Raw genomic sequence first — 24,883 nt, forward strand, 5'->3', positions numbered from 1 at the left:
TAAGCCTGAAATTCCGGCACCGACTATCACCACCGTCTTGTCCAATGCACCTGGGATATGTTTGTCCTCACAAGCCAAAGCAAACAAACTGGAGCTGCTGGCCAATAAAGGAAGACTTTTAAAGGTGTTCTTAATGAATTTACGTCTTTCAATCATAGGAATCTCAAGTGAGTAGTTTTGAAACGAAATAAATCACAAAACTGGGAAAATCATTTTCCAAAAAATACAAAATCGAAATAAAAGACTCATAATGACAAAATGCATCTTTCTTTCCAAAATTCAAATTAGGTCCTAAACAATTACAAAAAATCGATTAGATCAAAAATATATGCAAAAGCGTGAAATCTTGAAAATAAGCCCAGAACCTTTATCGACTTCATACATCCAAAAGAACTGTTTACCTGTAGATTAAAACTGTTTGTAGAAATTAGTATCAGGGGTTTGGCTTATTCTCTATTTTTTCAGAACTTTGATCATCTTAGAACCATTACCCTACCCTGAAATATGAAACAAGACTTCTCGAAAAAGACAAATGAAGAACTTTTAAAAAATATAAAAATTGCAAGATTTCTAACTGGCTTGTTGGCTGGTGCATTGATTATGTTATTGGTTCTCAATTCCATAGATAAGGAAAAAACGATTTGGCAAATTATAATGATGCCTTTATGTCTATCGCCTATTTTGATTCTTAATATATCAAACATCGTGGCTATGAAAAAAGAAATTAAGTCTCGTAGTCTTTAATCCAAAAGATATCCTACCTTACCCAGAATACAAGATATGACCTGTCACAATTGCGAAGCACCCTTCGACACAAAGTTTTGCCCGAATTGTGGCAATCCAGCCATCTTAAAAAGAATCGATAAGCATTATCTGCAACATGAGTTTTTGCATCTTTTTCATGTCGAAAAGGGTTTTTTGTACACCGTAAAAATGCTCCTTTCAAAACCAGGTGAGAGTATTCAAGGTTTTTTGAAAACCAACAGAAACAAACTCATGAAGCCGGTGCCGTTTTTGGTATTTACTTCATTAATTTACACTATCATAGTAAGTTTCTTTCCTGTAGTAGTAGCTAACAAGATTGGAGGAGGTTCTGCCGATTCTTACATAGATCGTATTTTTAGTTGGTTTCAAGCTCATTATGCTTATGCCAACATCGCCACTAGTTTTTTCATTGCCTTTTGTACAAGGCTATTTTACCGAAAATACAACTATAATTATTTCGAAATCATGACCATGCTTTGCTATGTGTTGGGCATAAACATGCTGGCAATGACTATTTTGGCTGTTTTTTATGGGACTTTGAACGTCATCGTTTATCGAATACTTTTCACTGTTTTTGTCTATGGCTATGCAGTTTGGGCTATTGGTCAGTTTTTCAACAAAGGCAGCAGAAAAAGTTATTTAGCCGCCGCTGCTTCCTTCATAATGGGATATTTATTATATTTTACAACCATAAGTCTCATTGGCATAGCACTTGACGAAATATTAAAATAAAACCTCCTCCTAAATGTTGGGCATTACTATATAAGGAAACTCACCAATCTTGAATGAATTAACCCAATTTCATTTCATAAAACTCGAGGATTTGTTAAAAACCACTTTTTCGCACAAGCCCATCATAATCAGTAACTTCTATTATGTCCTTAATGGCTTGTTTTTTATTTTTTGCCTTTTCGTAGTATTGTTTACAGACTTGGTAGCCAAGGTAGTATCCCACGCTTCTAACGGGATACAGATCGGTATTTTTGTAGAAATAATCGCTTATTTTAGACATATCGGTCAGATTTTTATAGTCTTGCCATAGCCTATCTTTGTTTTCCTCACAGTATTTATATTGGATGGCATTAAACGTACCTGGCCCTATCGTTGCCTTGAAATCAAAAACCAAATCTGCAATAAATGCCGCCCCTCCTTCGCCCAACAATGGAATGTATTGAATTGTACCCTTGAAAGTCTTAAGGAATTCATCATTTCCCTTGAATTGGCTCAAATGTACCAGCTCATGCACAATGAGTTCGTCCATTCTATTGATATCGAACGACCCAGCTTTCAGATAATCTATTAAACCCGTTGTCTCGACAACTTCCGTTGTATCAGCAAAACTATTACAGGTAAACAACTCTAAACCAACATATTGGCCACTTTCAAAGGATTTTCCGCCGTCATCCATGATACCTATGCAAATCACGTTGGGCTTAATTTTGGCTTCAGGATAAATTTTGAGAAGTTTGCCGTATGCGGCATTTATCCTCTGAATAATCTCTTTTGATTTAAAAACCTCAGACTGCCTCAAAACCGAAGCATAATATTTGGGATAAAGGCGAAGCTTGTTTAAAAACTCTTCTTCTATTTTATAATTATTCAATGATTCCTTCAGCTGGATGTATTCCTTAAAAGTGGCCGAACCTTTAGCCAACAAGTTGGCTCTAATTAAGTTCAAAGTATCTTCAGTAGTCTTTGCGGTCGGCAACTGTCCATACATTTCTCCGAAATTCTCTAAATCTGTCGTGATAAGGTTTTGAGCCTGGGTTAATTGAGAGAGAAGGAACAAGGAGATAATTAGAATAGCTTTTTTCATAGAGTAATTAATTTTTCTTAATTGTGAATTGTAATTAAATGTTCTTTGACATGAAGATTAAGAGTAAATATTTACGATTATTTCTTGTGCTATTATTTACTAACCCTTACCTATACCCATAAAACTCTACCCGCTGAATACCATACTGATTGGTACCTATATTGATATGGCGGCCTTGGTGGGTCTGGTCGCCGTTGAGGTGGCGTTTTACTATCCATTTGTTGTTTATGAAATTCCCCTCATCCACTTTTAGTAGACCGATGTTAAGGTCTTTATTTTCGATGGATTTGGTTGTAATTACTACTCCCGAACCGGCTATATAAAATTCATTTTCAGCAGTTTGGATGATAATGGCACTGCCCAGAGGCCATGTTTCTGTTCTAGCTCCAGGTGTCCAACTGAGTGTGTAGTCGTGTTTGCAGGTAAACTCGTATTTGCCCAAACGAACAATGGTTTCCGCGTCGCTTTTGCTCAACATTATGCCTTTTATTTTTCCCGTACCTTGGTTACTGGTGATGAGCGGGCTTAGTTCTTTTATCAAGCCAAACATTTTACCAAGTGGCTCATCCTCTGGCTTTTGGGTAGACTCTATGGAAAAAGGCGAAAAACCCATGCCTTCGTAATGCCCAATGGTGTAAAGTGCTTTAGCGGCCACAGTTTGGTCAAAAACATGCTCAGGCACAAACAGCACATCGCCCTGGCGGGTGTACAAGTCGCACCAATGTTTGAAATCAGGATTATAAAAGTCTGGTGATAAGAAATCAATGGCTTTCCCAGCTGACTTCCAAACGTCCATCAAGTGAGGCAATGGCCCCGCACTTGGGTAATTGCCTGGTTCTCGACCAGCTTTATTTAGAGCAGCATTGACAAACATCGGCAAGGGATAGATTTTCTTTCCGGCTTCGGTGATTTTGGCAGTAAAGTCGGCATAGTAATAAGCCATAAATATCTCATCGGTGTGCAGCCCTTTACCGAATACTTCCTCCCACGTTCCGGTGGTTTTGTATCCATTTTTTTTCCAAGTCTCGCGAAATTCCGGCACCAAATTATCTTTATTCTCTTGCAAATAAGTCATCAACTCTGCAGGTACTGGCTTATCAAACGCCTCGTTGGCCAAAGTCTGGTGGTCTCGGGCAGAAGGCAACATACCGATTTCATTCTCCACTTGTATCATGATAACTGTTCTATCCTTAGTATCAAAATCTTTGATAAACTGCATGAGTTTTTCGAATGCTTTTTTATCGGCTTGCAATACATTTTCGCTAAACGAACTCAATATTTCCTGACTACGGCCGCTATTGTCTTTCACGCGGGGATATTTGTCTTGGTAGAGTTTTACCCATGCTGGAGCATGACTACTCATGCTGTTTTTCCAAGAACCAAACCACAGAAAAACCAATTTCATCTCGTTTTGGCGTGCTTCAAGGATTAAATCTTGATAGAGTTTGAAGTCAAATTTACCCTCAACTGGCTCAATCAATTCCCAATAAACTGGCACCAAAACGGTATTCAAGTTCATGGTTTTGAGTTTAGGCCAAACCGATTTCATGTTTTCGGTTGTTGTAGCGGTGGAATTTCCGAGTTCGCCACCCAAAATAATAAAGGGTTTGTCATTTACTATTAATTGGCTAGTGGTGCCTTTTTTAAGCAATCTAGGCAAACTTTGCTGACCAAAAACCGACCAAAAAGTGGATATTAAGAACAAGAAAGAAATCGAAATGAAACGAAAAGTCATAGAAAAAGGGTTAAATTGTTTTCAAATATAAGCCTAAATAATAAACAATTTAAAAAAATCAAGGCAAGGCTAGACTAGCCATACCATCCTTTTCAAAACATTTCCAAAACTCTAATATTTAAAATTCGTCTTTTAATTCATAGCGTCAACTTCATTGGGCTCAAATATTCTAGAGTTAACACTTTCCGATTCATTCAAATATCTAAATTCTTAAAAAAACTAAATTCTATTTAAATTCCTTATGCATAAAATTAGAGAGTAAATGGAAGCAAAATGCATAGACCCTCTAAGAAATACCAGGCGTGATTGAACAATCAAAAAACAAACCTTTGATAAATAGATTATTACCGTTTAGTGAGTAATTACTACAAGGAAGAGCCTAGGTACTCAATTTTTGCAAATGTTTGCATTTTCTTGAATTTAAAGATAGATATAATATTTACAACTGTATATGTTTGATAGTCAGAATATTGAACTTTTCGAAAATCCTAATCTCATTTTAATGAATATTAAATTAATAAAAAGTTTTATTATAATAGCATTTTTTTATTAAGAAATTTAATATTTTTGACCAATTTATAAATATAATTATTCAATCACTTAAACTTAAACGTAAATGAAAGGTAATCTTTACAGATGTAGATCTCTTCTTTTGATTGCTCTCTTGCTATCCATCTCTTGGATATCCAATGCACAAAACCCCATCAATGTAAAAGGAAAAGTAGCCGATATCAAAGGCGAGGCCATTCCGGGAGCGAGTGTGGTTTTAAAAGGCACTACCCGTGGTGTGGTGACAGATGTTAACGGGAACTTTGTTTTCTCGGTGCCAGACGCCAAGTCGATTTTGGTGTTTTCATATCTTGGATATGAACCAATCGAAGTATTGGTAGGAACAAAGACTACAATAGATGTAATGCTGAACTCAAAAGCCAATGAATTGGATAATTTGATAGTTATTGGCTACGGTACACAACGTAAATCAGACTTGACTGGATCGGTGAGTTCTATCAAGCAAGACCAGCTACTTGAGCGTCCTTCACCATCTCTAAACCAGGCACTTACAGGTAGAATGGCTGGAGTTCAAGCAAACAATAACTCAGGTCGTCCGGGAGGTAGAACTACCGTCAGAGTTAGAGGTTTTAGCTCTATCAACTCCTCAAACAACCCACTTTATGTAGTTGATGGGGTAATGTTGCCTCAAGGTAACCAAAACCAGTTTTCTAATGCCATAGATTTTATTAACCCCAACGACATCGTATCGGTGGAGGTCCTTAAAGATGCTTCATCTACAGCCATTTATGGTGCAAGAGGTGCCAACGGGGTAATATTGGTAACTACTAAAAAAGGAAAAGCCGGAGAAGGCTCTGTAACCTACAACGTTGACTTTAGTGTAGCTACACCTGGCCCACATGTACCTCAAGTTTTGAATGCCGAACAATATATGGCAGTGGAGGATTTGGCTTGGGCAAATATGCAAAAATATGACCCAGCAGGCTGGGCAGCAGGCAGATGGGCGTATCTAAATCCAAAATTAAGAAGAACAGACCCACGCGTATTTGATTCAGCAGGAAATCCTTTGCACGATACCAATTGGTTCAACGAAGCGACCCAACAAAAGCTATCTCAAAACCACCAGCTGGGCTTCAGTGGTGGCAATGAGCGTACGCAATATTCGTTTTCGTTGGGCTATAGAAATGACGAAGGTTTGGTAAAAACCACCTATATGACACGTTATTCGAGCAGATTTACGATAGATGACCAAGTAAAAAAATGGTTGAAAGTTGGAGGTACTTTGGCTTACAACAATCAATCGGAGCGTTTGTCGGATATTAATGATGCAGTTTCTCGTCAAATCGTTGAAGATTTCCCTTTTCTTCCCGTAAAATATGCCGATGGAACTTATGCCAACAACAGAGACTTCCCTTTTGCTGAAGGAACTTTCAGTTCTGTTCACAGGCTTGACGGACGTAGATTTATAATGGACACGCAAACTACCACTGGTAGCGTGTATTCCAACATCACATTTGCTAAAGGTCTGGAAATGAAAACTATTATCGGTGCCAATGTAATGACCCAAGCAGTAAACCAGTCGCAGACGCGTACTTTGGCCATAGCCAACTCAGGAGAGGCCTCTGTAAATAATCAAAAAGAAACGTTTTGGTCTCTTGAAAACTTTCTAACTTATACCAAGGATATCAATCAGGATAACTCTGTAAATGCCCTCTTGGGTGTTTCTTGGCAGCAGTCAGACTTCTTTTCAATTGGCACATCGGTTAGAGGATTTGCTACTGACTATTTTACATTTAATAATTTAGGTGCGGCCGCCACAATCAACAACGCCACATCAGGAGCATCGTCTTCGGCGTTTAATTCATATTTTGGAAGAGTAAACTATACTTTCAAAAACAAGTATTTGGTTACATTGACAGGTAGAGCTGATGGATCATCGAGATTTGGTGAGAATAACAAATTTTCTTTTTTCCCTTCAGGTGCATTGGCATGGAGAGTGTCTGAGGAAGATTTCTTGAAAGGTAATCCCGTAATTTCCAATTTGAAACTACGTACCTCTTATGGTCTTACTGGCAACTCCGAAATTCCACCGTATAGTTCACTTTCCTTGCTAAGTTCAAACTACTTGACTTCTTACAATGACACCAGAATCTCTGGAACGGGTATTTCAAGATTGGCCAACCCCGATCTCAGATGGGAAAAAACAGCCCAGACGGACTTTGGCTTGGAGTTAGGATTGTTTAATGGCAGATTTAACTTAGAGGCTGATTATTATTACAGACTCACTACAGATATGCTTTTGGATGCACCTGTACCTCAAACAAGTGGATATTCTACTATCCGTAAAAACGTAGGTTCTATGCAAAACCAAGGAGTAGAATTAGCCTTAAATTCAGAGATATTAAACAAAGGCGACTTTACTTGGAACAGTATGTTCAACATTACTTTCAACAGAAACAAGGTACTTTCTTTGGCTACACCATCTGACATTTTTAATGTTGGAGGTCCGAACTTTACGAACCCAACCAACATCATCCGTATTGGTGAGCCTGTAGGATCGTTTTGGGGATTAACTAGACTAGGCATTTGGAGCGAAGCTGAAAGAGAAGAAGCTGCCAAGTTTACTTCTTACAGAAACGGTTTGACTATACTTCCTGGTGATATCAAATACCTTGACGTAAACGGCGACAAAGCCATCACAGATGCTGACCGCTCAATTATAGGTAATGGTAGCCCTGACTTCTGGGGATCTTTCAGCAATACTTTCAAGTACAAAAGCTTTGACTTGACGCTGGAACTACAATACATGGTAGGCAACGATGTAATGATGATGAACCTCCATGCCAGCGAGGACCGTCAGGCATTGGCCAACAGCTATACTTCGGTATTGGATGCTTGGACACCAACCAATCAGAATACCATGATTGCAGAAATAAGAGACACCAGAGCGGGTTATGTAACCAACGTGGATTCATGGTGGATCAAAGATGGTTCCTATTTGCGTGGAAACAATTTGTTGCTAGGTTATACTGTACCGAGCAACAAAGTTACTAGAAAACTAAATCTTAGCAGATTGAGAGTTTATGGTTCCGCTCAGAATTTCTTCTTGTTGCTAAAAGACAACATCATTGGAGACCCTGAGGTTACACCTACCAACCAAGGAAACGGGAATAGTGCGTTTTCGCAAGGTATGATGTGGCACAATTACCCTAAACCCACAACATTCATGGGTGGATTACAGGTTGCCTTTTAATTCATTAATCGTTTTAATTATTAGAAATTATGAAACATAAATCATTCTCTTATTTATACAAAATTGTTGTCGCTATTTGCTTTTTGGTAGTCACCAACAGCTGTACTGACTTCCTGAAAGAACAAGCTCCTTCTAACTTGACACCTGAAAATTTTTACTCAATTCCTGACCACGCGGAAGCTGCGATAGCCTCCGTTTATGCAGACTTGAGATTTATGGGTGGTGGTGCTGGCATATTTTCGTCTAACTGGCAGTTATTGGAGGCACTTACTGGAACTTCCACAACCGAAACGGCTCAAAACTCGGACTTAAACAACCTCTACGGATTGGTACATGATGGCAATACAATACATGTCAGAAACTATTGGAATGGCCTCTATAGAGTAATAGCACAAGCCAACCAAGTAATAGCAAAAGTGCCTGGCATTACACCAATGCCAGAGGCCCAGAAGAAATCTATTTTGGGCGAAGCCAAGTTTTTGAGAGCTTCTGCTTATTTTACTGCCGTTAGACTTTGGGGCGATATTCCTTTGATTACAGCTCCACAAACTGCTACCTCAGAGGATTTTTTACCGAAGCGTGCACCCAAAGAGCAAATCTACGACCTCATTGTGAAGGACCTCATAGAAGCAGAGGCATCAGGCTTGCCATGGATGAATTTAAACGGAAGGGTTAACTCAGCCGCCATAAAAACACAGCTTTCGTTGGTTTATCTTACCATGGCAGGGTTTCCTATGAGCAAGGGAGCTACGCATTATAAACTAGCCGCTGACAAAGCATTGGAAGTTATCACCTATGCCAATGCCAACCCAACTGTGATTAACCTTTTCCCTACCTATGCCGAGACTCGTAGAGAAACCTTAAAAAACAGATTAGAGCATTTATTTATGCTTCAATATAATAACTCTATCGGTGTAGGTGGAAATCCTATGGGTAATATGTTTCCCAACTTCAAACCTGTTACTTTCAACGGACCAGGAGGAACAGGAAGCACAGTTCCTACATTGGCATTTTACAATTCCTACGAACCGGGAGACTTAAGAACAAAAGACCAGGAAGGCTATTTTTATACCAGTTATTTTACAAATGGCAATGGTGCAAGATTTGAATTAAATGCACCCTATATCTTTAAGCATTTCAATCAAATAGCCAATGGTTCTTCAGGCGTGGCTGGTACAAGAAATGACAACCTGAATGTACCACAAATTAGATACGCCGAAACGCTCTTAATTTATGCCGAGGCACAAAACGAATTGGGAACAATAACTCCAGAAGCATATGCCTCACTAAAGAAAATAAGGGACAGAGCAAAACTAGCTACACCGGATATAGGCACTTACACGCAGAGTTCGTTCAGAAACGCAGTTTGGAAAGAGCGTTGGCATGAGCTGTGCTATGAGCAAATCACTTGGTTTGATATGATTAGGTTAAGAAAATCTTTCAATCCTATAACTAAAACTTTCGAAGAATTTGTTGGTTCTACCAATTTGAGTTCGAATCAAAAACTTCAACAAAAACATTTGTTGTTGCCATTGCCGACTCAAGAAATGCTAAATAACCCGAATTTAACACCTCAGAATACAGGTTATTGATTGGTTAATTTAAAGTTCAAAAGCTCCAAAACTTTGTTTTGGGGCTTTTTTATTTTTGGATAAAAGACATTTTACATAAGAGCTATTTCACTATAAAACTTTAAGTTTTACCACCAGTTCGTCAAAAACATGTTTCTAACTCTAACTTAATTCCTTTTTACTTCTGCGGCACTTTTTCTATAAAATATTTGACCATCCGAATTTGCTATTACAAAGAAACCATGGCCTTTATTACTTTAGTTTCAGGATTGAGCCAATGTTCGTAAACGCTCGGAAGGTCATCAAACTTGGCCCTGTGAGTAATCCATTTATTGACATCAATTTTGCCTTCTTCCATTAATTGTATAATGTTTGTAAAATCTTGGCCATGACTATTTCTACTTGCAAAAAGCGTCATCTCCCGACGATGAAAAAGCGGATCATCAAAAACAACATCTCCAATATACAAACCTACAAATACAAGTTTCCCTCCAAATGCCACAAAGTTAAAGGCATTTTTCATGGAATTTGGGTTGCCTGTGGCATCGAAGACAATGGTGGGGAGGACACTAAGTTCAAGCCCACTAAATCCTTCCAGCCCCTTAGATCCCTCAAGCCCCCTAAATCCCCCGGTGGGGGACTTTTTTGTGGTGAGACCTTCGGTCTTTTTGTTGTCTTTATTCGAAGAGTGGTTAAGAATCTCTAGCTTTTGGCCTAGTTCTGCTCGAAACTCTTCTGATGTGAAGCCTTTTGAACCATCCAGGAGGATATCGGCTTGTAGGTGTTCCTTGGCAAAATCTAGTCTTTCGGTGTTTATATCTAGAACCGCCACAGTGGCACCTGATAGTTTGGCAAACTGTATGACTGACAAGCCGATAGGTCCCGCCCCAATGACCAGCACCAAATCTTCTGCCGAAACCGCAGCTCTTTGCACAGCATGTGCTCCTATACTTAGTGGCTCTACAACGGCCAACTGTTCAAAGGTTAAACTTTTGGAAGCGTGTAACTTATGCATGGGCACCTTTATAAACTCGCACATGCCACCATCGGTATGTACACCCAGCACTTGCAGATTTTCGCAACAATTTCCTTTGCCATTGCTACAAGGTTGGCAATTGCCGCAGTTCATATAAGGCTCTACCGTCACTTTATCGCCGATTTTTATTCGGTCATTCTCTTGGCCCACTGCCACCACCTCTGCACCTAACTCATGACCAAGCACTCTTGGATAGCTAAAAAAAGGCTGTTTTCCCCTAAAAGCATGGTAATCTGTACCACATATACCGATATTCTTTATTTTTATCAAAGCCTCATGCGGTTCTAGCCTTGTTGGCTGCTCTTGTTCTATAAATTTAAAAACTTGGGGTTCTTCTAGTATGAGGGTTTTCATAATTTGATTTTTACTGCTAAGCCGCAGGGTCGCAAAGAAATAATAATTCTATCGCTTGTCTAAGGCCTTCTAATTTCCTGTTTTTGAATAATAATCTATCAAATAACAAAGCTACAATGAAAGGAGGAAATATTAGAGTGGGGAGGTATTTTTAAATGGGAATAGCGTGAAGTATAACAGAGAATTATTAAATTTTCATTTAGATTGAGTTTTTTAATTAACAAATAATTCTTCCAAAATTGAGCTAAAAACTGAGTATTTAGAAAAAGCAAAATTAAGCTCTCTAAATAAAAACCAAAAAACTTAATACTTTCACTTTGAAAAAAACATTTTTCAAGGAATTAGCGTCCTAAATTGATTTCAATAACTGCTCTACTTCCCTTTCCCCATAAAAATCAAAAACAAATTGATGATTCCGATAACAAAAAAGCTCAATATTAGAGGAAAAACACTATCTGTCATAAAGAAACTAACCATGGAGCCAAGGGTGGAGCCAATGAAAAAGAAAAATGTACCATAAACCGAAGAGGCAACGCCTGCCATATCGCCCATCGGCTCCAATGCCAATGCACTACTGTTGGGTTCTATGGCGATATTGATGGCCATCAAAAGAGCTATTCCCATAAAAAACACCAAAAGATGGGGCGGCTCTCCAAAAGCAAGTGTTATAGTGAATAAGATTGCCGCTACTGTGGCATAGGTTACCAAAAGCCACTTTATGCTTTTCTTAGCTCCGATTCTGGTGGTGAAATAAGAATTGAAAAACGTACAAAGCGACATCAACAACCCTATACCCGCAAATACCCATGCAAAAAGCTCAGGTTTGCCATAAATACCGCCAACTATATGCTCCGAAGTGGCCACCCAAGTACTTAAGGCTGAAAACAATAAAGTGGTGATGGTGGTATATTTCAGAAATGGACGATTGCTAATAACTGTTTTTAAAGATAAACCGACACTAGACCAATTGAGCGGAGTTCGCTTTTCCATAGGATGTGTTTCTTCCATTCTAAACGACCACACGAATATCACCAAACCAAAGATTACAGGAGTCAGAAAAACCATCTGCCAAGACGAAACCGAAAGGATGGCGAGTCCCAAAAATGGTGCGATAACTGGGGTAAACAAAAAAATGGTGAAGATAAGCGACATGGTGCGGGCCATTTGATCGCCCACAAAACGGTCTCTTACACCTGCTATAGTGGTCATAAACACCGCGGATGCTCCTACTCCAGCAAAAAAACGTGCTGCCAGCATAATCTCAAATGTAGGTGCAAATGCCGCCACCAATCCTCCAACGATATACAAAGGAAAACCAATGCGATAAATGGCCAAACGGCCAAAGCGGTCCGACAATATCCCGAAAAACAATTGGGCGATTTGACCCATAAAAAAGAAAACAATGACCTGAGCGGTGGCCGTAGATTCAGGATTAAAGCCGAAATGCTCTCTTAAACTAGCAAAAGCAGGAAGCATTATATCAATTCCCAAGGCCGTCAACATCATGGTGCAGGCAGACAGGGTGATAAATTCCCCCGACTTCATGTTTATTTTCATTTATAAATAGTGGTTCGTACAATTCTGAGGCACGTAAAATTAGTACTTAAAACCTTGCAAAAAAACTGGTTCTTTTTTACCCAGCTTAGGCATAACTATTATCACTCACTTAAATGGTAGGTTCTGATAAATTCAAAATCTTAATAATTCCATCAATCTAACCGGGAAATATTAAGATAAAGAACAGAAAACTCCGTGCACCTCAGAGCCAAACTCGGTGCACTCCGTGGTAAAAAAGGCACTAATGTACTGAGATATTCTCGAGTTTATTCCTTCCTAAACTTCACTTTTTTAATTCTTTCTCCAAACAAAAACATTTCATTTCCGCTAAATTCCAAGCTGTACGAATCGACCAGCATTTTATTCTCTGATACCATGAGTCCTTGGCTTTTAGAGTTTACACCTCTTTGTAACTCATAATTGTTTCCTTCAACATACCTAATCGAAAACCTCACATCGGTTTCAGAATTGAAGTATTCGCCTTCTAATGACTTAAAATCAAAATTGTTACCGAGGGCTTTTGTCTTGATAAGCGAATAGGGAGCGTGATTGGTGTAATAAGCCGTTACTTGTAGGTCGCCTTGGTCATTAGTGGTGAATTCTTGCTTGAAATCGGGGTCAAACTTTTGACGAAATATATTGTCTGACTCTCGGTCCAATTCCACATCATTCCTGCCCTCTCTTTTCAAAAACACTTTATCGTTCTTTTTGATAAAGGTAAAAGCAAAATCAGCATCTGTCAGATAGGTACCTAATATTTGATCCACACTGACATACTTTCCAATTTGGGCTGGCTTGGTTATAAAAAAACCTTCATCCTTCGGTAGTTCGAACAAGTAATCTGCCATCTGACGGGTTTGGGAGTAAGGTATAGCTTTACCCGTATTGGTGAGGGTTAACATCGAAACACCCTTTGATGGAAAACGTGTTACCGTGGCCTTCCATGCCCCTGTGGCCCCTTCGTGAAAAGCATAATCGAGACCTTTATACTTGCCAAATTCGAGCCCGTAACCATAATTCTGAATTTTCGAACCCGTTACGAACTTCTGACTTTGCGATATTATCTTTCTTCTTATCCTACTTTCTGCGGTACCTGCTATGACCTTTTCCCATTGAATTTGGTCTGCTAAAGTCGAAAACAAATTGCCGTCGCCGTTTACATTCCAAATCCAGTCGTAGGTGGTCCAAGTGCCGAAATTGAAATATGACCGAGCAACAGGTCCCTGAATTTGTTTATAGTCAGCCACAAAGGAGGTATTAGGCATATTCAAATCCCGAAACATCTGGTCTGTGAAATCCACAAATGCTTTTCCTGAAACTTTCTCTATCAAAATAGCCAACAAAATATAATTGGTGTTGCTATACAAATATTTTTCGCCAGGCTTGAAATTGAGGTCCTCTTGCTTGGACATTAGTGCCAAGACCTCGGTATTGCTAAAGGTATTTTTCCACCAAGTGAGACCTTGGAGCGACCATAAATCGTAGCAATCTCTAATGCCACTCGTATGGGTCAAAAGATGTAGTAGAGTGAGTTTTTCTTTTATTTTGGGAAATAGATTCGGAAAATATGTTCTGATATCGTCTTCCAGCTTTAGTTTTTTCTGGTCTATCAAAATTTGAATGGCCAAGGCAGTGAATTGTTTACCGTTCGACGCAATGTTAAATCTGGAAGAGGCACCAATTTTTACGCTATCAGCCAAATCGGCGTAGCCAAAATATCTCTCATAAATTACTTTTCCGTCTTTTAGAATTGCCGTGGCTATCCCTGGAGCTCCCGAAGGCACATCTTGGCTGGCAATGCTATCTAGTTTTAGGATTTGGATTGAATTCAGTAGAAGCTCCTTCGACTGTCCGAAGAGCATTAGAGGAAACACCAAGAGTATCAAGATTGGAAAATATCTTTTTTTCATATTTTTCTTTTTTGTGTCAAAAATCAATAGTTAAAGCAACATTATCGCTTCAAATCCTGATTTGACACCTAATTCTGAAACCGATTTCTGATAAATTCCTTCGGAGACTGTCCCGTTTCCCTCTTAAAGGCTCGATTGAAAGTTGACTTTGAGTTAAACCCACATTCGAGTGCTAAACCCAGAAAGGTTACCATGGAGTATTCCCCTCGTTCTAACTTCTTTATCAGGGCCTCTACCCGATATTTGTTTACAAAATCATTGAAATTCAGTCCAAAACCCTGATTAATTGCCTGAGAAATCCTCTTAGAATGCGTGCCCAGTTTTTCAGCCAAATCCGAAATCGTCAATTCTGGATTTTCATACATTTTGCCTTCCACCATTAGTACCACTACCCTAGCCTTCCATTCATCCAAGTCTGGCAATGGTTCATGCTGACTTTTCGAGTCTGCGAGGTCCATCTGAGCTTCACTTGATTTATTAGTATCTGTTACCTGCCAATCGCTAAACGAAGTTTTTGTTCTGACCGAATTCAAATAACCACTGATGGTGATGTAGTAAAAGAGAAATGAAAAAGTAAGATAATACCAAAACTTTCGCCCAAACTCGTCCCATTCGGGATTAATTACAAAAAACACCAATCTGATACCCACCAAGGCTATAAATACCCAAAGAAACCGTTTTGCCCAAATGAAGGTCATGGTATCGGCAAAACTTAAAGCATTAAAAGTCAAGAAAGTATATTTGCGGTAGAGCATCAAACTTCTAAGCAAATAATAAACCATACTCAAGAAACCCAAAAACTGGTACCAAGCGTCAAAATCCTTATCTTGGCCATTGGCATAAAAATAAACTTCATCAAGAACCCATTTATCAGCCAAGCATATCAGTAAAATATAGCAGTTATAAAGAAAAGCCGGAAGGAAATGAAGCAAATCCTTGGTTCTGAAAACAAAGGACTTATCGAAAAGCCTTTGGAAGTAAAAATACAAAACCGGCGGAAGTAACAAAAGCTGCTGAAAAGGAACGTAAAAAAGGATTTCACGATATGGTAATCGACCATACCACCCCGCATAACCCAACATAAACGGAGCTACATACATAACGCTGAGCAACGAAAACGTACCCAACCAGTAATCCGATTTGTTTTCTGTCTCGAAGCCCTTTTTGAAGAGCAAAAACGAAAACACCACACCATGAAAAAAGAAAATAAGCAAAAGGGAGCTTTTGTCGCTAAAACTAAAATACATAAACCAAGTTTAAGGTTTTACAAATATATAATAATCAAGGCAAGAGACTGAAAGTTTATGAAATTCAGGATTTTAGCGGTTCGAACTAAAACTAGAATTTGTACACGAAAATTTAGAAGGAGATCGATCTCCACCTCCTTGCAATAATGAAAGGCGTTGACATTCCGCAGCGACCTCTTACAGTTTGGGCAAATGGTTCGGCTCATGCTCTTTTTTGATAATTTTTCCAGGCCAATAGATACAGTACCGCCAAAGATTTTTGGTCACCCCATTTTTCTGAGATTTCAATCATTTGAGCTTTCAGTTTAACATTGGGGTCTAGGCCGTAGAGACTGGTCATGATTTGCTTCAAATGGAAATCGTCATAAGGAAAAACATTGTGGCGTTGCAGGGTGTACATCAGAATCATATCTACCGTCCATTTGCCAATTCCTTTGATTTTGGCGAGTTGTTCTCTGACCTCATCGTCGTCAAAAGAGAACCAATCCATCTGTTGGTTTTCCCAAAACTCTAAAATACCAAGCACCGTTTCATACTTACCAATAGATAGTTTGGCATCTTTCAAAGCCTTCTCTTCTAACACAGTAAAGTTATCAGGCCTAAGTATGTCGATACCCGCAGTATTCAGCATTTTCTGGAATATTTTCTTGGTACTGCGGTAATGGATTTGCTGCTCCAAAACACAGCTCATCAAGTCATGAAAAACATTTCCAGTAGAGGTCATTTTCGGCTCAGGAATTTGCTGCACGATGATATCCAATACAGGATCAAACTTCGGAACGGACATAGGATTATGCGGTTAGGAATTAAAGACCTAAAGTTATAAAATTCTTAAACCATAAAGACGGCTAATTGTTATGATTTGGTTATTGGTGGATTGGTTATTGGTGGATTAGTTACTGGGGGATTAGTTATTGGTAGATTGGTTACTGGTGGATTGGTTACTGGACACTGAGCGTAGTCGAAGTGGGTTACTGGTGGATTGGTTACTGGTTACTGGTTACTGGTGGATTAGTTTCTGGTTACTGGTGGATTGGTTACTTGTTACTGGTGGATTAGTTACTGGACACTTAACTTAGTCGAAGTGAGTTATTGGTTACATTTGAAGTTATTCCACAAAGGCACACAAAGATGGCACAAAGTTTCACCAAGCGAGGTACTAAACTTATGAATACTTTCTTTTTAACGACAGAGGCCACGAGAATTTTGCACAGAGGTCCACAGAGTTTAAGCCTTATGCCTATTTGCCTTAAAGCCTTATGCTAAAAATGCATCATTTCCTTATGCCTATTTGCCTTGATGCCTAATTGCCTAAATGCCTCATTGCCTTAATGCCTTATGCCTTGTTGCCTTAATGCCTTTGTGCCTCAAATTATAACACCAAAAACTCCACCCTCCTGTTTTTCTTTTTGTTAGCTTCGTTGTCGTTGGGTGCTATGGGTTCCATGGGGCCACGGCCGGTAAGTGACAATCGATTGGAGGCTATTCCTTTTTTTACCAAATAATCTACTACAGATTCGCAGCGGCCTTTTGATAATTTTACGTTTTCGAAAAGGTCTCCTACGTTATCTGTATGACCTCGAACCTCTATTTTAAGGTCTGGGTTGTCTTTTAATACTGTTACCAATTCATCCAACTGCACAAAAGACTCCGTTCTTAAAACAGGACTACTTTGGTCAAAATAAATATTTTCCAGGGTTATTTTTTTACCTTTACTTATTTCACCGAAGGTTTTTGTGCTAATGACAGCTACTGTTTTGTTTTCTACTACTGTGGCCTCTACTTTTTTCTGAACCAAGAAAATATTCCTTTCAAAATCCCTTTCCTTAATCCATTCAAGGGCGTTTATTTTCTGTACGATGGGTTCATAAGCAGGGTTATTTATGCTGAAAACATAGTTTTTCTTGGGTGACATGAAAACCAGATTTTTGCCATTCAAGAATTTCTGAACTTCGGCCTTGTTGGTAGCTTCAACAACCGTGTAGTCTATTCTCGGAATAGGCTTATTGGTTTTTTTGTCATAAAACCTAAACTCAAACTCATAATTGAGCTGTTGGGCTTTCAAATCTTGCCGTACTTTCAAAATCAAACTATCCACAAAGGCAAGTTTGTAGTTTTCAGGTTCGATATTTATGCCTGTGAGATTGATATCGAAAACGGTTTCTGCTGGCCCCTGAATAAAAGTAGGTGCTGCACCTATGGCTTTATTATTGGATTTTACCTCTGGAAAAAGTTCCTCATCAGTGAAACGATCATACACATAAAGTTTGAGTTCGTGAATTTTTACCTTTATTTCTATCGGTTTGAAGGTCACTTTGGTATTGAGTTTCACTTCTTCTATAACCTGTTCGTCGTTTTGATAATTGGGTGCAGCCATCTGTACAGTATATTTGCCTTTTTTGGGTAAAATGTATTCTCCTACCCCCTTACTGTCTGCTTTTACAATGGCCAATTGTTTTTTATTGGCATCTAAAATAGTGAATAAGGCTTGAGAAATAGGCGTATTCTTCTCTAAGTCTATTGCAGAAAGCTGTAACTTATAAATTTCTTTACCCAATTTAAGCTCAACCGTAAAATTTTTCGAACCATCTTTTGGAAGTTCAATTTTTACGGTTTGTTCGGCGGAAGTATAATTTGGAGCTGTCCCTTTTATAAGCCAAGTATCGTTTCCTGTAAGCGGAAGCTTCAATATTCCTGCTTTTACATCGAAAACGGTGGAGTCTTTAGAATTTTTACTGAAAACTATAACCCTGCCATCCAAAGGCTCATTGGTATCATAATCTTTCAAATAAACTGTTAGACCTGATTCGGCCCATCTTTTTTTCTCAGCTTTATTCTCATCTTCCAAACGCTTCTTTTCCAAAGCCAATTGTTGGGCTTTTTCTAATTCCAATTGTTCTTGTTTGAGTTTTTCGGCGGCCAAACGTTCATCTTCCAATCGCTTCTTTTCCAAAGTCAACTTTTGGGCTTTTTCTATTTCTAATTGCTCTTGTTTCAGTTTTTCGGCTGCTAGACGCTCATCTTCCAATCGCTTCTTTTCCAAAGCTAACTTTTGAGCCTTTTCTATTTCTAATTGCTGTTGTTTCAGTTTTTCGGCTGCTAAGCGTTCATCTTCCAACCGCTTTTTTTCCAAAGCCAATTTCTGAGCTTTTTCTATTTCTAATTGCTCTTGTTTCAGTTTTTCGGCTGCTAGGCGTTCATCTTCCAAACGCTTCTTTTCCAAAGCCAATTTCTGAGCTTTTTCTATTTCTAACTGCTCTAGTTTCAGTTTTTCGGCTGCTAGACGTTCATCTTCCAAACGCTTCTTTTCCAAAGCTAACTTTTGAGCCTTTTCTATTTCTAATTGCTCTTGTTTCAGTTTTTCGGCTGCTAAGCGTTCATCTTCCAATCGCTTTTTTTCTAAAGCCAACTTTTGGGCATTTTCTAACTCCAGTTGCTCTTGTTTCAGTTTTTCGGCTGCTAAACGTTCATCTTCCAAACGCTTCTTTTCCAAAGCCAATTGCTGAGCTTTTTCTAATTCTAATTGTTCGAGTTTCAGTTTTTCGGCTGCTAAGCGTTCATCTTCCAATCGCATCTTTTCCAAAGCCAATTGTTGGGCTTTTTCTAATTCCAATTGTTCTTGTTTGAGTTTTTCGGCGGCCAAACGTTCATCTTCCAATCGCTTCTTTTCCAATGCCAACTTTTGGGCTTTTTCTATTTCTAATTGCTCTTGTTTCAGTTTTTCGGCTGCTAGACGCTCATCTTCCAATCGCTTCTTTTCCAAAGCTAACTTTTGAGCCTTTTCTATTTCTAATTGCTGTTGTTTCAGTTTTTCGGCTGCTAAGCGTTCATCTTCCAACCGCTTTTTTTCCAAAGCCAATTTCTGAGCTTTTTCTATTTCTAATTGCTCTTGTTTCAGTTTTTCGGCTGCTAGGCGTTCATCTTCCAAACGCTTCTTTTCCAAAGCCAATTTCTGAGCTTTTTCTATTTCTAACTGCTCTAGTTTCAGTTTTTCGGCTGCTAGACGTTCATCTTCCAAACGCTTCTTTTCCAAAGCTAACTTTTGAGCCTTTTCTATTTCTAATTGCTCTTGTTTCAGTTTTTCGGCTGCTAAGCGTTCATCTTCCAATCGCTTTTTTTCTAAAGCCAACTTTTGGGCATTTTCTAACTCCAGTTGCTCTTGTTTCAGTTTTTCGGCTGCTAAACGTTCATCTTCCAAACGCTTCTTTTCCAAAGCCAATTGCTGAGCTTTTTCTAATTCTAATTGTTCGAGTTTCAGTTTTTCGGCTGCTAAGCGTTCATCTTCCAATCGCATCTTTTCCAAAGCCAATTGTTGGGCTTTTTCTAATTCCAATTGTTCTTGTTTGAGTTTTTCGGCGGCCAAACGTTCATCTTCCAATCGCTTCTTTTCCAAAGTCAACTTTTGGGCTTTTTCTAACTCCAGTTGCTCTTGTTTCAGTTTTTCGGCTGCTAAGCGTTCATCTTCCAATCGCTTTTTTTCCAAAGCTAACTTTTGGGCTTTTTCCAATTCTAATTGCTCTAGTTTGAGTTTTTCAGCGGCCAACCTTTGTTCATCAATTAAAACTTGGCTTTTATCAGAATTGAGGGCAAGCTTTACAATTTCCTCTTTTTCAGTGGGTATCTTTTGCAGTTTAAAATCAATCGGAATGGTTTTACAGTCAATAATTTGCTCACTTAAAAGTGGTGTGACTTTGTTGAAATATTCTGGAATATTGACCGAAAGCGTATAAGATTCACCAAAAGGCACAATCGCCGTGTATCTACCGTCAGATGGATTATTATCTAAAACGGAAATAATCTGATCGGTTTCTTTATTTTTAACCACGATTTTGGCAATCAAAGGAGCTCCTGAGAGTGAATCCATGACAAATCCTTGTATGGTTGCACTTCTGATAGGCCGGAGAGATTCGGGAATGGTGGTGGTAAAAATATCGCCATCCGTAACATAATACATGAGGTCACCACACGGACTAATGGACACAAAAAGGTCTGATTTCTTGGTATTTATAAAGTCTAGATTGATAGGTTCAGACCACCCACCGGTTTCGAGCATCGTACTTTTATATAAATCAAAGTCTCCCCTCCCCTCTTTTTTGATGGATGAATACACCAAGGTTTTGCCATCAGCCAGTATCCTCGGAGCTTTTTCACAGTCCATGTTTATGGGTGCGGGTAGTTCATAAGGTGCACGCCATTTGCCGTTTCGTGCTTTTTCAGACACCATGATGCGGTAACATTGCTTGTCGTTAACTTTTTTACCTAATATTTCTCTGGTAAAGTATAACTTTTTACCATCGGGAGAGATTGAAGGGAAGCCTTCGTAGTTATCGGTGTTTATAGTTGCACCAATGTTTTCTGGCCTAGACCAGCCATTTTTCTTACGTTCCGATACAAATATATCTTCTCTTCCAAAACCACTTTTACCAAAATTTGCAAAGAAATAAATGGTGTTTCCGTCATAACTAACGCTAGGACCGCCCATAACTGGCGTGTTGTTTTCGTTGGCGTAAAGATTGATTGGTTCAATGTTTTTAGGTAGCATCCAAGTACCTGAAGGGTGTAGTTTTACCTCATAAACACCGAAAAAACTTGTTTCAAACTCATCCAACATGACACTACTTTTTCCGTCAGCAGTTATTTGAGGCACTTTTTTTGAGCTGTTTACAAAAAGCCCATATTGGTCGGACTGATAAACTAAGGTTTGGCCATCCGCCGTAACCGATGGTGCATATTCTATTGAACTAGAGGTATTTATGGGATTTGGCAAGCGTTTCTTGCTTTGAGCAAATACCAAGTTGAAACATACCAGTAATACTAAAAGTGTATTTTTCAAAAACATTATTGTTCAAATTTTAAGCTACTTGAAGTTTTCTCGATTTCTCTTATCACAAGTTCAATACCCATATTTTGCAATGCTGAGCCAAAGGTCATTCTTACTTCCGTAAAAAGGCTGCCAGTTATAACCAATTTAAGCGGAGTAGTTAGTGTAGCTACTTTTGTTTTGATTTTTTCAAACTTAGCGTTGTCTATTTCTTTTTTAATCAAGCTATTTACCAAATCTTGCAACAATACGTTCAAATCAGCATCCAAACTATCCAATGCCTGGAAGTTAGAAACCAAAGCACAACCACTCCATAATTTTGAACCAGCCAACTCAGGACATTTGTCAAGATAATCCACCACACCATCTGCGTCGGTGTCTGGACAACCGTTGTTTTCTTTCGATCCTTTGTCTTTTGGGCAATCGTCTTGGCTATCTTTTATGCCATCGCCGTCGGTATCAGGGCAGCCATTCAAGGTTCCTTTTTCAGTTGGGCATTCATCCACTTTATCAATAAACCCATCGCCGTCAGCATCTGGGCAGCCACCGTTGGTTAAAGTTCCTTTTTCATTTATGCAATTGTCGTCTTTGTCGGGTATGCCGTCACCGTCGGTGTCTGGGCAACCTTTAAACAATTTGGCACCAGCCACTTCTGGACAATCATCCTCGGAATCTATAAGGCCATCACCATCTGTGTCAGGACAACCTCCGAACTCCTCAGACCCCGCTTTTTGTGGACAATCGTCCTCGCTATCAGGCAATCCGTCTTTATCAGTATCTGGACAACCATTAAAACGCACCTCACCCGTTGCATTCGGACAGGCGTCTTGGTTGTCAAAAATACCGTCTCCGTCGGCATCTGGGCAACCTTGGGTTTCTTTTGGCCCAGCATTTTCAGGGCATTTGTCCAATTTATCTTCAATGCCATCGCCATCGGTGTCGGGGCAGCCACTAAATGCCCAAAGGCCTGGAATATCCAAACATTTGTCTTTTTTATCCGAAACAGCATCGTTGTCGCGGTCTTTGATTTTTTTAGGCTTGCCAGAGAAACTAAATCCTGCATAAACCGAGGGATTGGGAGAGTTTTTGGAGAAAAGGTAATTCAAGGCCTCAGTACCCAAAACAAACGAACCAACTTTCAAATGAAAACCTATACCAGTTTTTTTGGTGGTTTGATTAAAAATAACGGGAACAGAAAACTCGAAACCGCTAATTTCTTTTCGTGGGTATAATGCCAAAACACTTTGCTGGTTAAAGCCCATGGCTGTACGCTTAGTAGAAGAGCGATAGGCTGTACCCAAATGCCACCCTTTTTTGCCAAGCTTTACCTCTGCCAACAAATTGATTCGAGTGGGTAGCATGTATTCTGATGAATTAAAGTTTTCACCCATAAAATTCAGTTCATCTATAGCCGCAGGTACGCCTTTGGCCAGATTGTTTTGATTCACAGCCGTTTGGTTATAGAGCCCCATCCTGAAATATTCATCAAACTTTACACCACCTATGTCCGTGACACTGAAGGCGAATCTAGCTAAATATTTATTCACAGTTGGGTCATATTGTTGTTTTCCGTCCATGTTATATTCATGATCGGCGTATTTGGGGCGATATTCATACACGAAGCCTAAATCCAAACCCGTTCCCATGGTTTTGCTTTTTAACATATCTAGCCAATTAAAGCTTGCAGCATTTGTGTTTAAAAGACCTGTAACTGTTCCGTTTAATTGGGTATTTCCAATAGCCAAATCTGTACTTTCAAAGGCATAACTATGATAAAGGGAGGCCAATTTTACAGTTGTACCAACCTTCACAAAATGATCTTTGAACGCCAAAGGATGGGCGTAAGAAAACGCCAACTCCTTTAAACCGACCGACTCGTAAGTACCGGCCAAGTCTTGAGTTCTACCAATTTGTGGATTTTGAACAAAAATATCGGCAAAATCACCGCTTCTCGTTTGCAACGCACGGTAATGCGTGCTAATAGCAAAAGCGGCATTTTTCTTAAATTGCTTCATAAATGATGGTCCTTGCAGGCTAATCTCTTGCGTTTTAAAGCTGGCATCCTTGAGCTTGAGATTAAGCTTAGAAGATGGAACAAAACCATTAAAAACGGCATCAGGACTGGTGTTGGCATGAAAAAGGCCCAAACTCAACATCCCGCCATGCCGCGAATCGGCCAAAAGTGCAGGATTAAAACCCACCGCATAAACCCCAGCGGAATTAGAAAGCCTATACATTTCAAGTGACTGAGCCTGAACACCTAAAGAAGCAAAAATTAAGCAGATAAAAGTAAATATTCTAATCATAAAAAAGTAGTATCGTGAACTCGCAAGATACTACTTTTGTGTTTTAGACCGGTTACCGAATAATAAATTTGTGGGGAAGTTAACCTAAACAATGTTGCCTCCCCAAAACCACTCTTTAAAGTCTGAGCCAGGGGCATTTCGAGCTATTAACATAGGTTCATTAATTTCTAATTCCGAACAACGTTGCTTCAAAACTTTCAAATCTCTATCAGAAGGCGTTTCTTTAACCTCAATTCCGATACTCTCATTTAGTATAAAATCGATTTCTTGACCAGTTTTACGCTGGTAGTAGGCAACATTACCCTTTGCTTTCAATTGCAGAGCAATAATATTTTCAAAGACTTGACCACTACTTACTTGTGCTAAGATTTGGAGTACCCCAGTATCTGCAAAATACAACTTGGCTTGCCCCGATATTTCCTTGTCCTTGTTTTTAGTAAATGGTGGTACTCTATGTATGAAATAGGTGTATTCTAAGAGCTCTAGATAATCGTTAATTTTATTTCGATTAATACCCGAAATACTACTTAATTTACTTATATCTAGCCTGCTTCCCACCCTCGAGGCTAGCAATTGTATCAGCTTATATAATTCGTTGCTCATCTTAAAATCAGACAATAACTTAATATCCAATTCTATGTATGCATTGATTACATCTTTTAGATAGGCTACTTTATCTTCATTAGTTGTGGCCAATACTACCTCAGGGAATCCTCCAAATTGAATATATTCCTCATAAAGCGGTTTATACCTGGCATAAATAAATTCATTATATAAAATTTGATTTAAAGCGAGTATTTCTAGATTGGGCTGTCCTTTAAAAGTTAAAAATTCTTGAAACGTAAGTGGAAACATTTCGAAAATTCGTTTTCTACCTGCCAAACTTTCAGAAAAGTGATTTTTTAAATAATAAGAACTTGACCCAGTAAGTAAAAACTTTACGCCATAAGTGTCATAAAAATACTTGACAACACTTACAGATGTCGGGACTAATTGAATCTC

At 39.0% G+C, this 24,883-nt stretch carries 14 protein-coding genes; 4 read left to right on the plus strand and 10 right to left on the minus strand.

The genetic code is table 11. From position 1 onward, the window contains the following. The first annotated feature begins 504 nt into the window (after nucleotides 1–504). Both EGI31_RS14865 and EGI31_RS14870 read left to right on the plus strand, forming a co-directional pair. Nucleotides 505–744 (plus strand): redox-active disulfide protein 2, encoded by a 240-nt coding sequence (locus EGI31_RS14865; RefSeq protein ID WP_255037897.1) that lies wholly within the window; start codon nucleotides 505–507, stop codon nucleotides 742–744. Between the two features lie 36 nt (nucleotides 745–780). Then, nucleotides 781–1,497 carry a zinc ribbon domain-containing protein gene (locus EGI31_RS14870; protein WP_255037964.1) on the plus strand — a complete coding sequence of 239 codons (717 nt, stop codon included), beginning with the start codon at nucleotides 781–783 and terminating at the stop codon, nucleotides 1,495–1,497. 94 nt (nucleotides 1,498–1,591) lie between these two features. On the opposite strand, the gene EGI31_RS14875 is transcribed toward EGI31_RS14870, so the two are convergent. Further along, a complete protein-coding gene (locus EGI31_RS14875) occupies nucleotides 1,592–2,581 on the minus strand; it encodes a DUF2268 domain-containing putative Zn-dependent protease (protein ID WP_255037894.1) in 990 nt (329 codons plus the stop codon). 106 nt (nucleotides 2,582–2,687) lie between these two features. Further along, a complete protein-coding gene (locus tag EGI31_RS14880; RefSeq protein WP_255037965.1) occupies nucleotides 2,688–4,316 on the minus strand; it encodes a GH35 family beta-galactosidase in 1,629 nt (542 codons plus the stop codon). Nucleotides 4,317–4,932: 616 nt separating this feature from the next. Between EGI31_RS14880 and EGI31_RS14885 the strand changes: the two genes are divergently transcribed. Continuing rightward, complete coding sequence (locus EGI31_RS14885) at nucleotides 4,933–8,079, plus strand: SusC/RagA family TonB-linked outer membrane protein (protein WP_255037966.1); 3,147 nt, start codon at nucleotides 4,933–4,935, stop codon at nucleotides 8,077–8,079. A 29-nt stretch (nucleotides 8,080–8,108) separates the two neighbouring features. Continuing rightward, nucleotides 8,109–9,671, plus strand: coding sequence for a RagB/SusD family nutrient uptake outer membrane protein (locus EGI31_RS14890; RefSeq protein WP_255037968.1), 1,563 nt, complete (start codon nucleotides 8,109–8,111; stop codon nucleotides 9,669–9,671). A gap of 208 nt (nucleotides 9,672–9,879) precedes the next feature. On the opposite strand, the gene EGI31_RS14895 is transcribed toward EGI31_RS14890, so the two are convergent. From EGI31_RS14895 to EGI31_RS14930, 8 genes are all read right to left on the minus strand, one after another. After that, on the minus strand, nucleotides 9,880–11,040 hold the full coding sequence (locus EGI31_RS14895) for a zinc-binding alcohol dehydrogenase family protein (RefSeq protein ID WP_255037969.1): 1,161 nt from the start codon (nucleotides 11,038–11,040) through the stop codon (nucleotides 9,880–9,882). A gap of 372 nt (nucleotides 11,041–11,412) precedes the next feature. Continuing rightward, complete coding sequence (locus EGI31_RS14900) at nucleotides 11,413–12,597, minus strand: MFS transporter (protein WP_255037970.1); 1,185 nt, start codon at nucleotides 12,595–12,597, stop codon at nucleotides 11,413–11,415. A gap of 266 nt (nucleotides 12,598–12,863) precedes the next feature. Further along, nucleotides 12,864–14,507, minus strand: coding sequence for a serine hydrolase domain-containing protein (locus EGI31_RS14905; protein WP_255037971.1), 1,644 nt, complete (start codon nucleotides 14,505–14,507; stop codon nucleotides 12,864–12,866). Between the two features lie 68 nt (nucleotides 14,508–14,575). Further along, nucleotides 14,576–15,754: a helix-turn-helix domain-containing protein gene (locus tag EGI31_RS14910; protein WP_255037972.1), complete on the minus strand. Its 1,179-nt coding sequence runs from the start codon at nucleotides 15,752–15,754 to the stop codon at nucleotides 14,576–14,578. 202 nt (nucleotides 15,755–15,956) lie between these two features. Then, nucleotides 15,957–16,541, minus strand: a complete 585-nt coding sequence (locus EGI31_RS14915) for a DNA-3-methyladenine glycosylase family protein (protein ID WP_255037973.1) — start codon at nucleotides 16,539–16,541, stop codon at nucleotides 15,957–15,959. A 585-nt stretch (nucleotides 16,542–17,126) separates the two neighbouring features. Further along, a complete protein-coding gene (locus tag EGI31_RS14920; protein WP_255037974.1) occupies nucleotides 17,127–21,593 on the minus strand; it encodes an OmpA family protein in 4,467 nt (1,488 codons plus the stop codon). Further along, nucleotides 21,593–23,881 (minus strand): DUF5723 family protein, encoded by a 2,289-nt coding sequence (locus EGI31_RS14925; protein WP_255037975.1) that lies wholly within the window; start codon nucleotides 23,879–23,881, stop codon nucleotides 21,593–21,595. The genes EGI31_RS14920 and EGI31_RS14925 overlap by 1 nt, the downstream gene beginning before the upstream one ends. A gap of 84 nt (nucleotides 23,882–23,965) precedes the next feature. After that, the coding region (locus tag EGI31_RS14930) for an ATP-binding protein (RefSeq protein WP_255037976.1) at nucleotides 23,966–24,883 on the minus strand (918 nt) is incomplete at its 5' end.

The organism is Lacihabitans soyangensis (assembly GCF_024343775.1).
Lineage (GTDB): Bacteria > Bacteroidota > Bacteroidia > Cytophagales > Spirosomataceae > Leadbetterella > Leadbetterella soyangensis.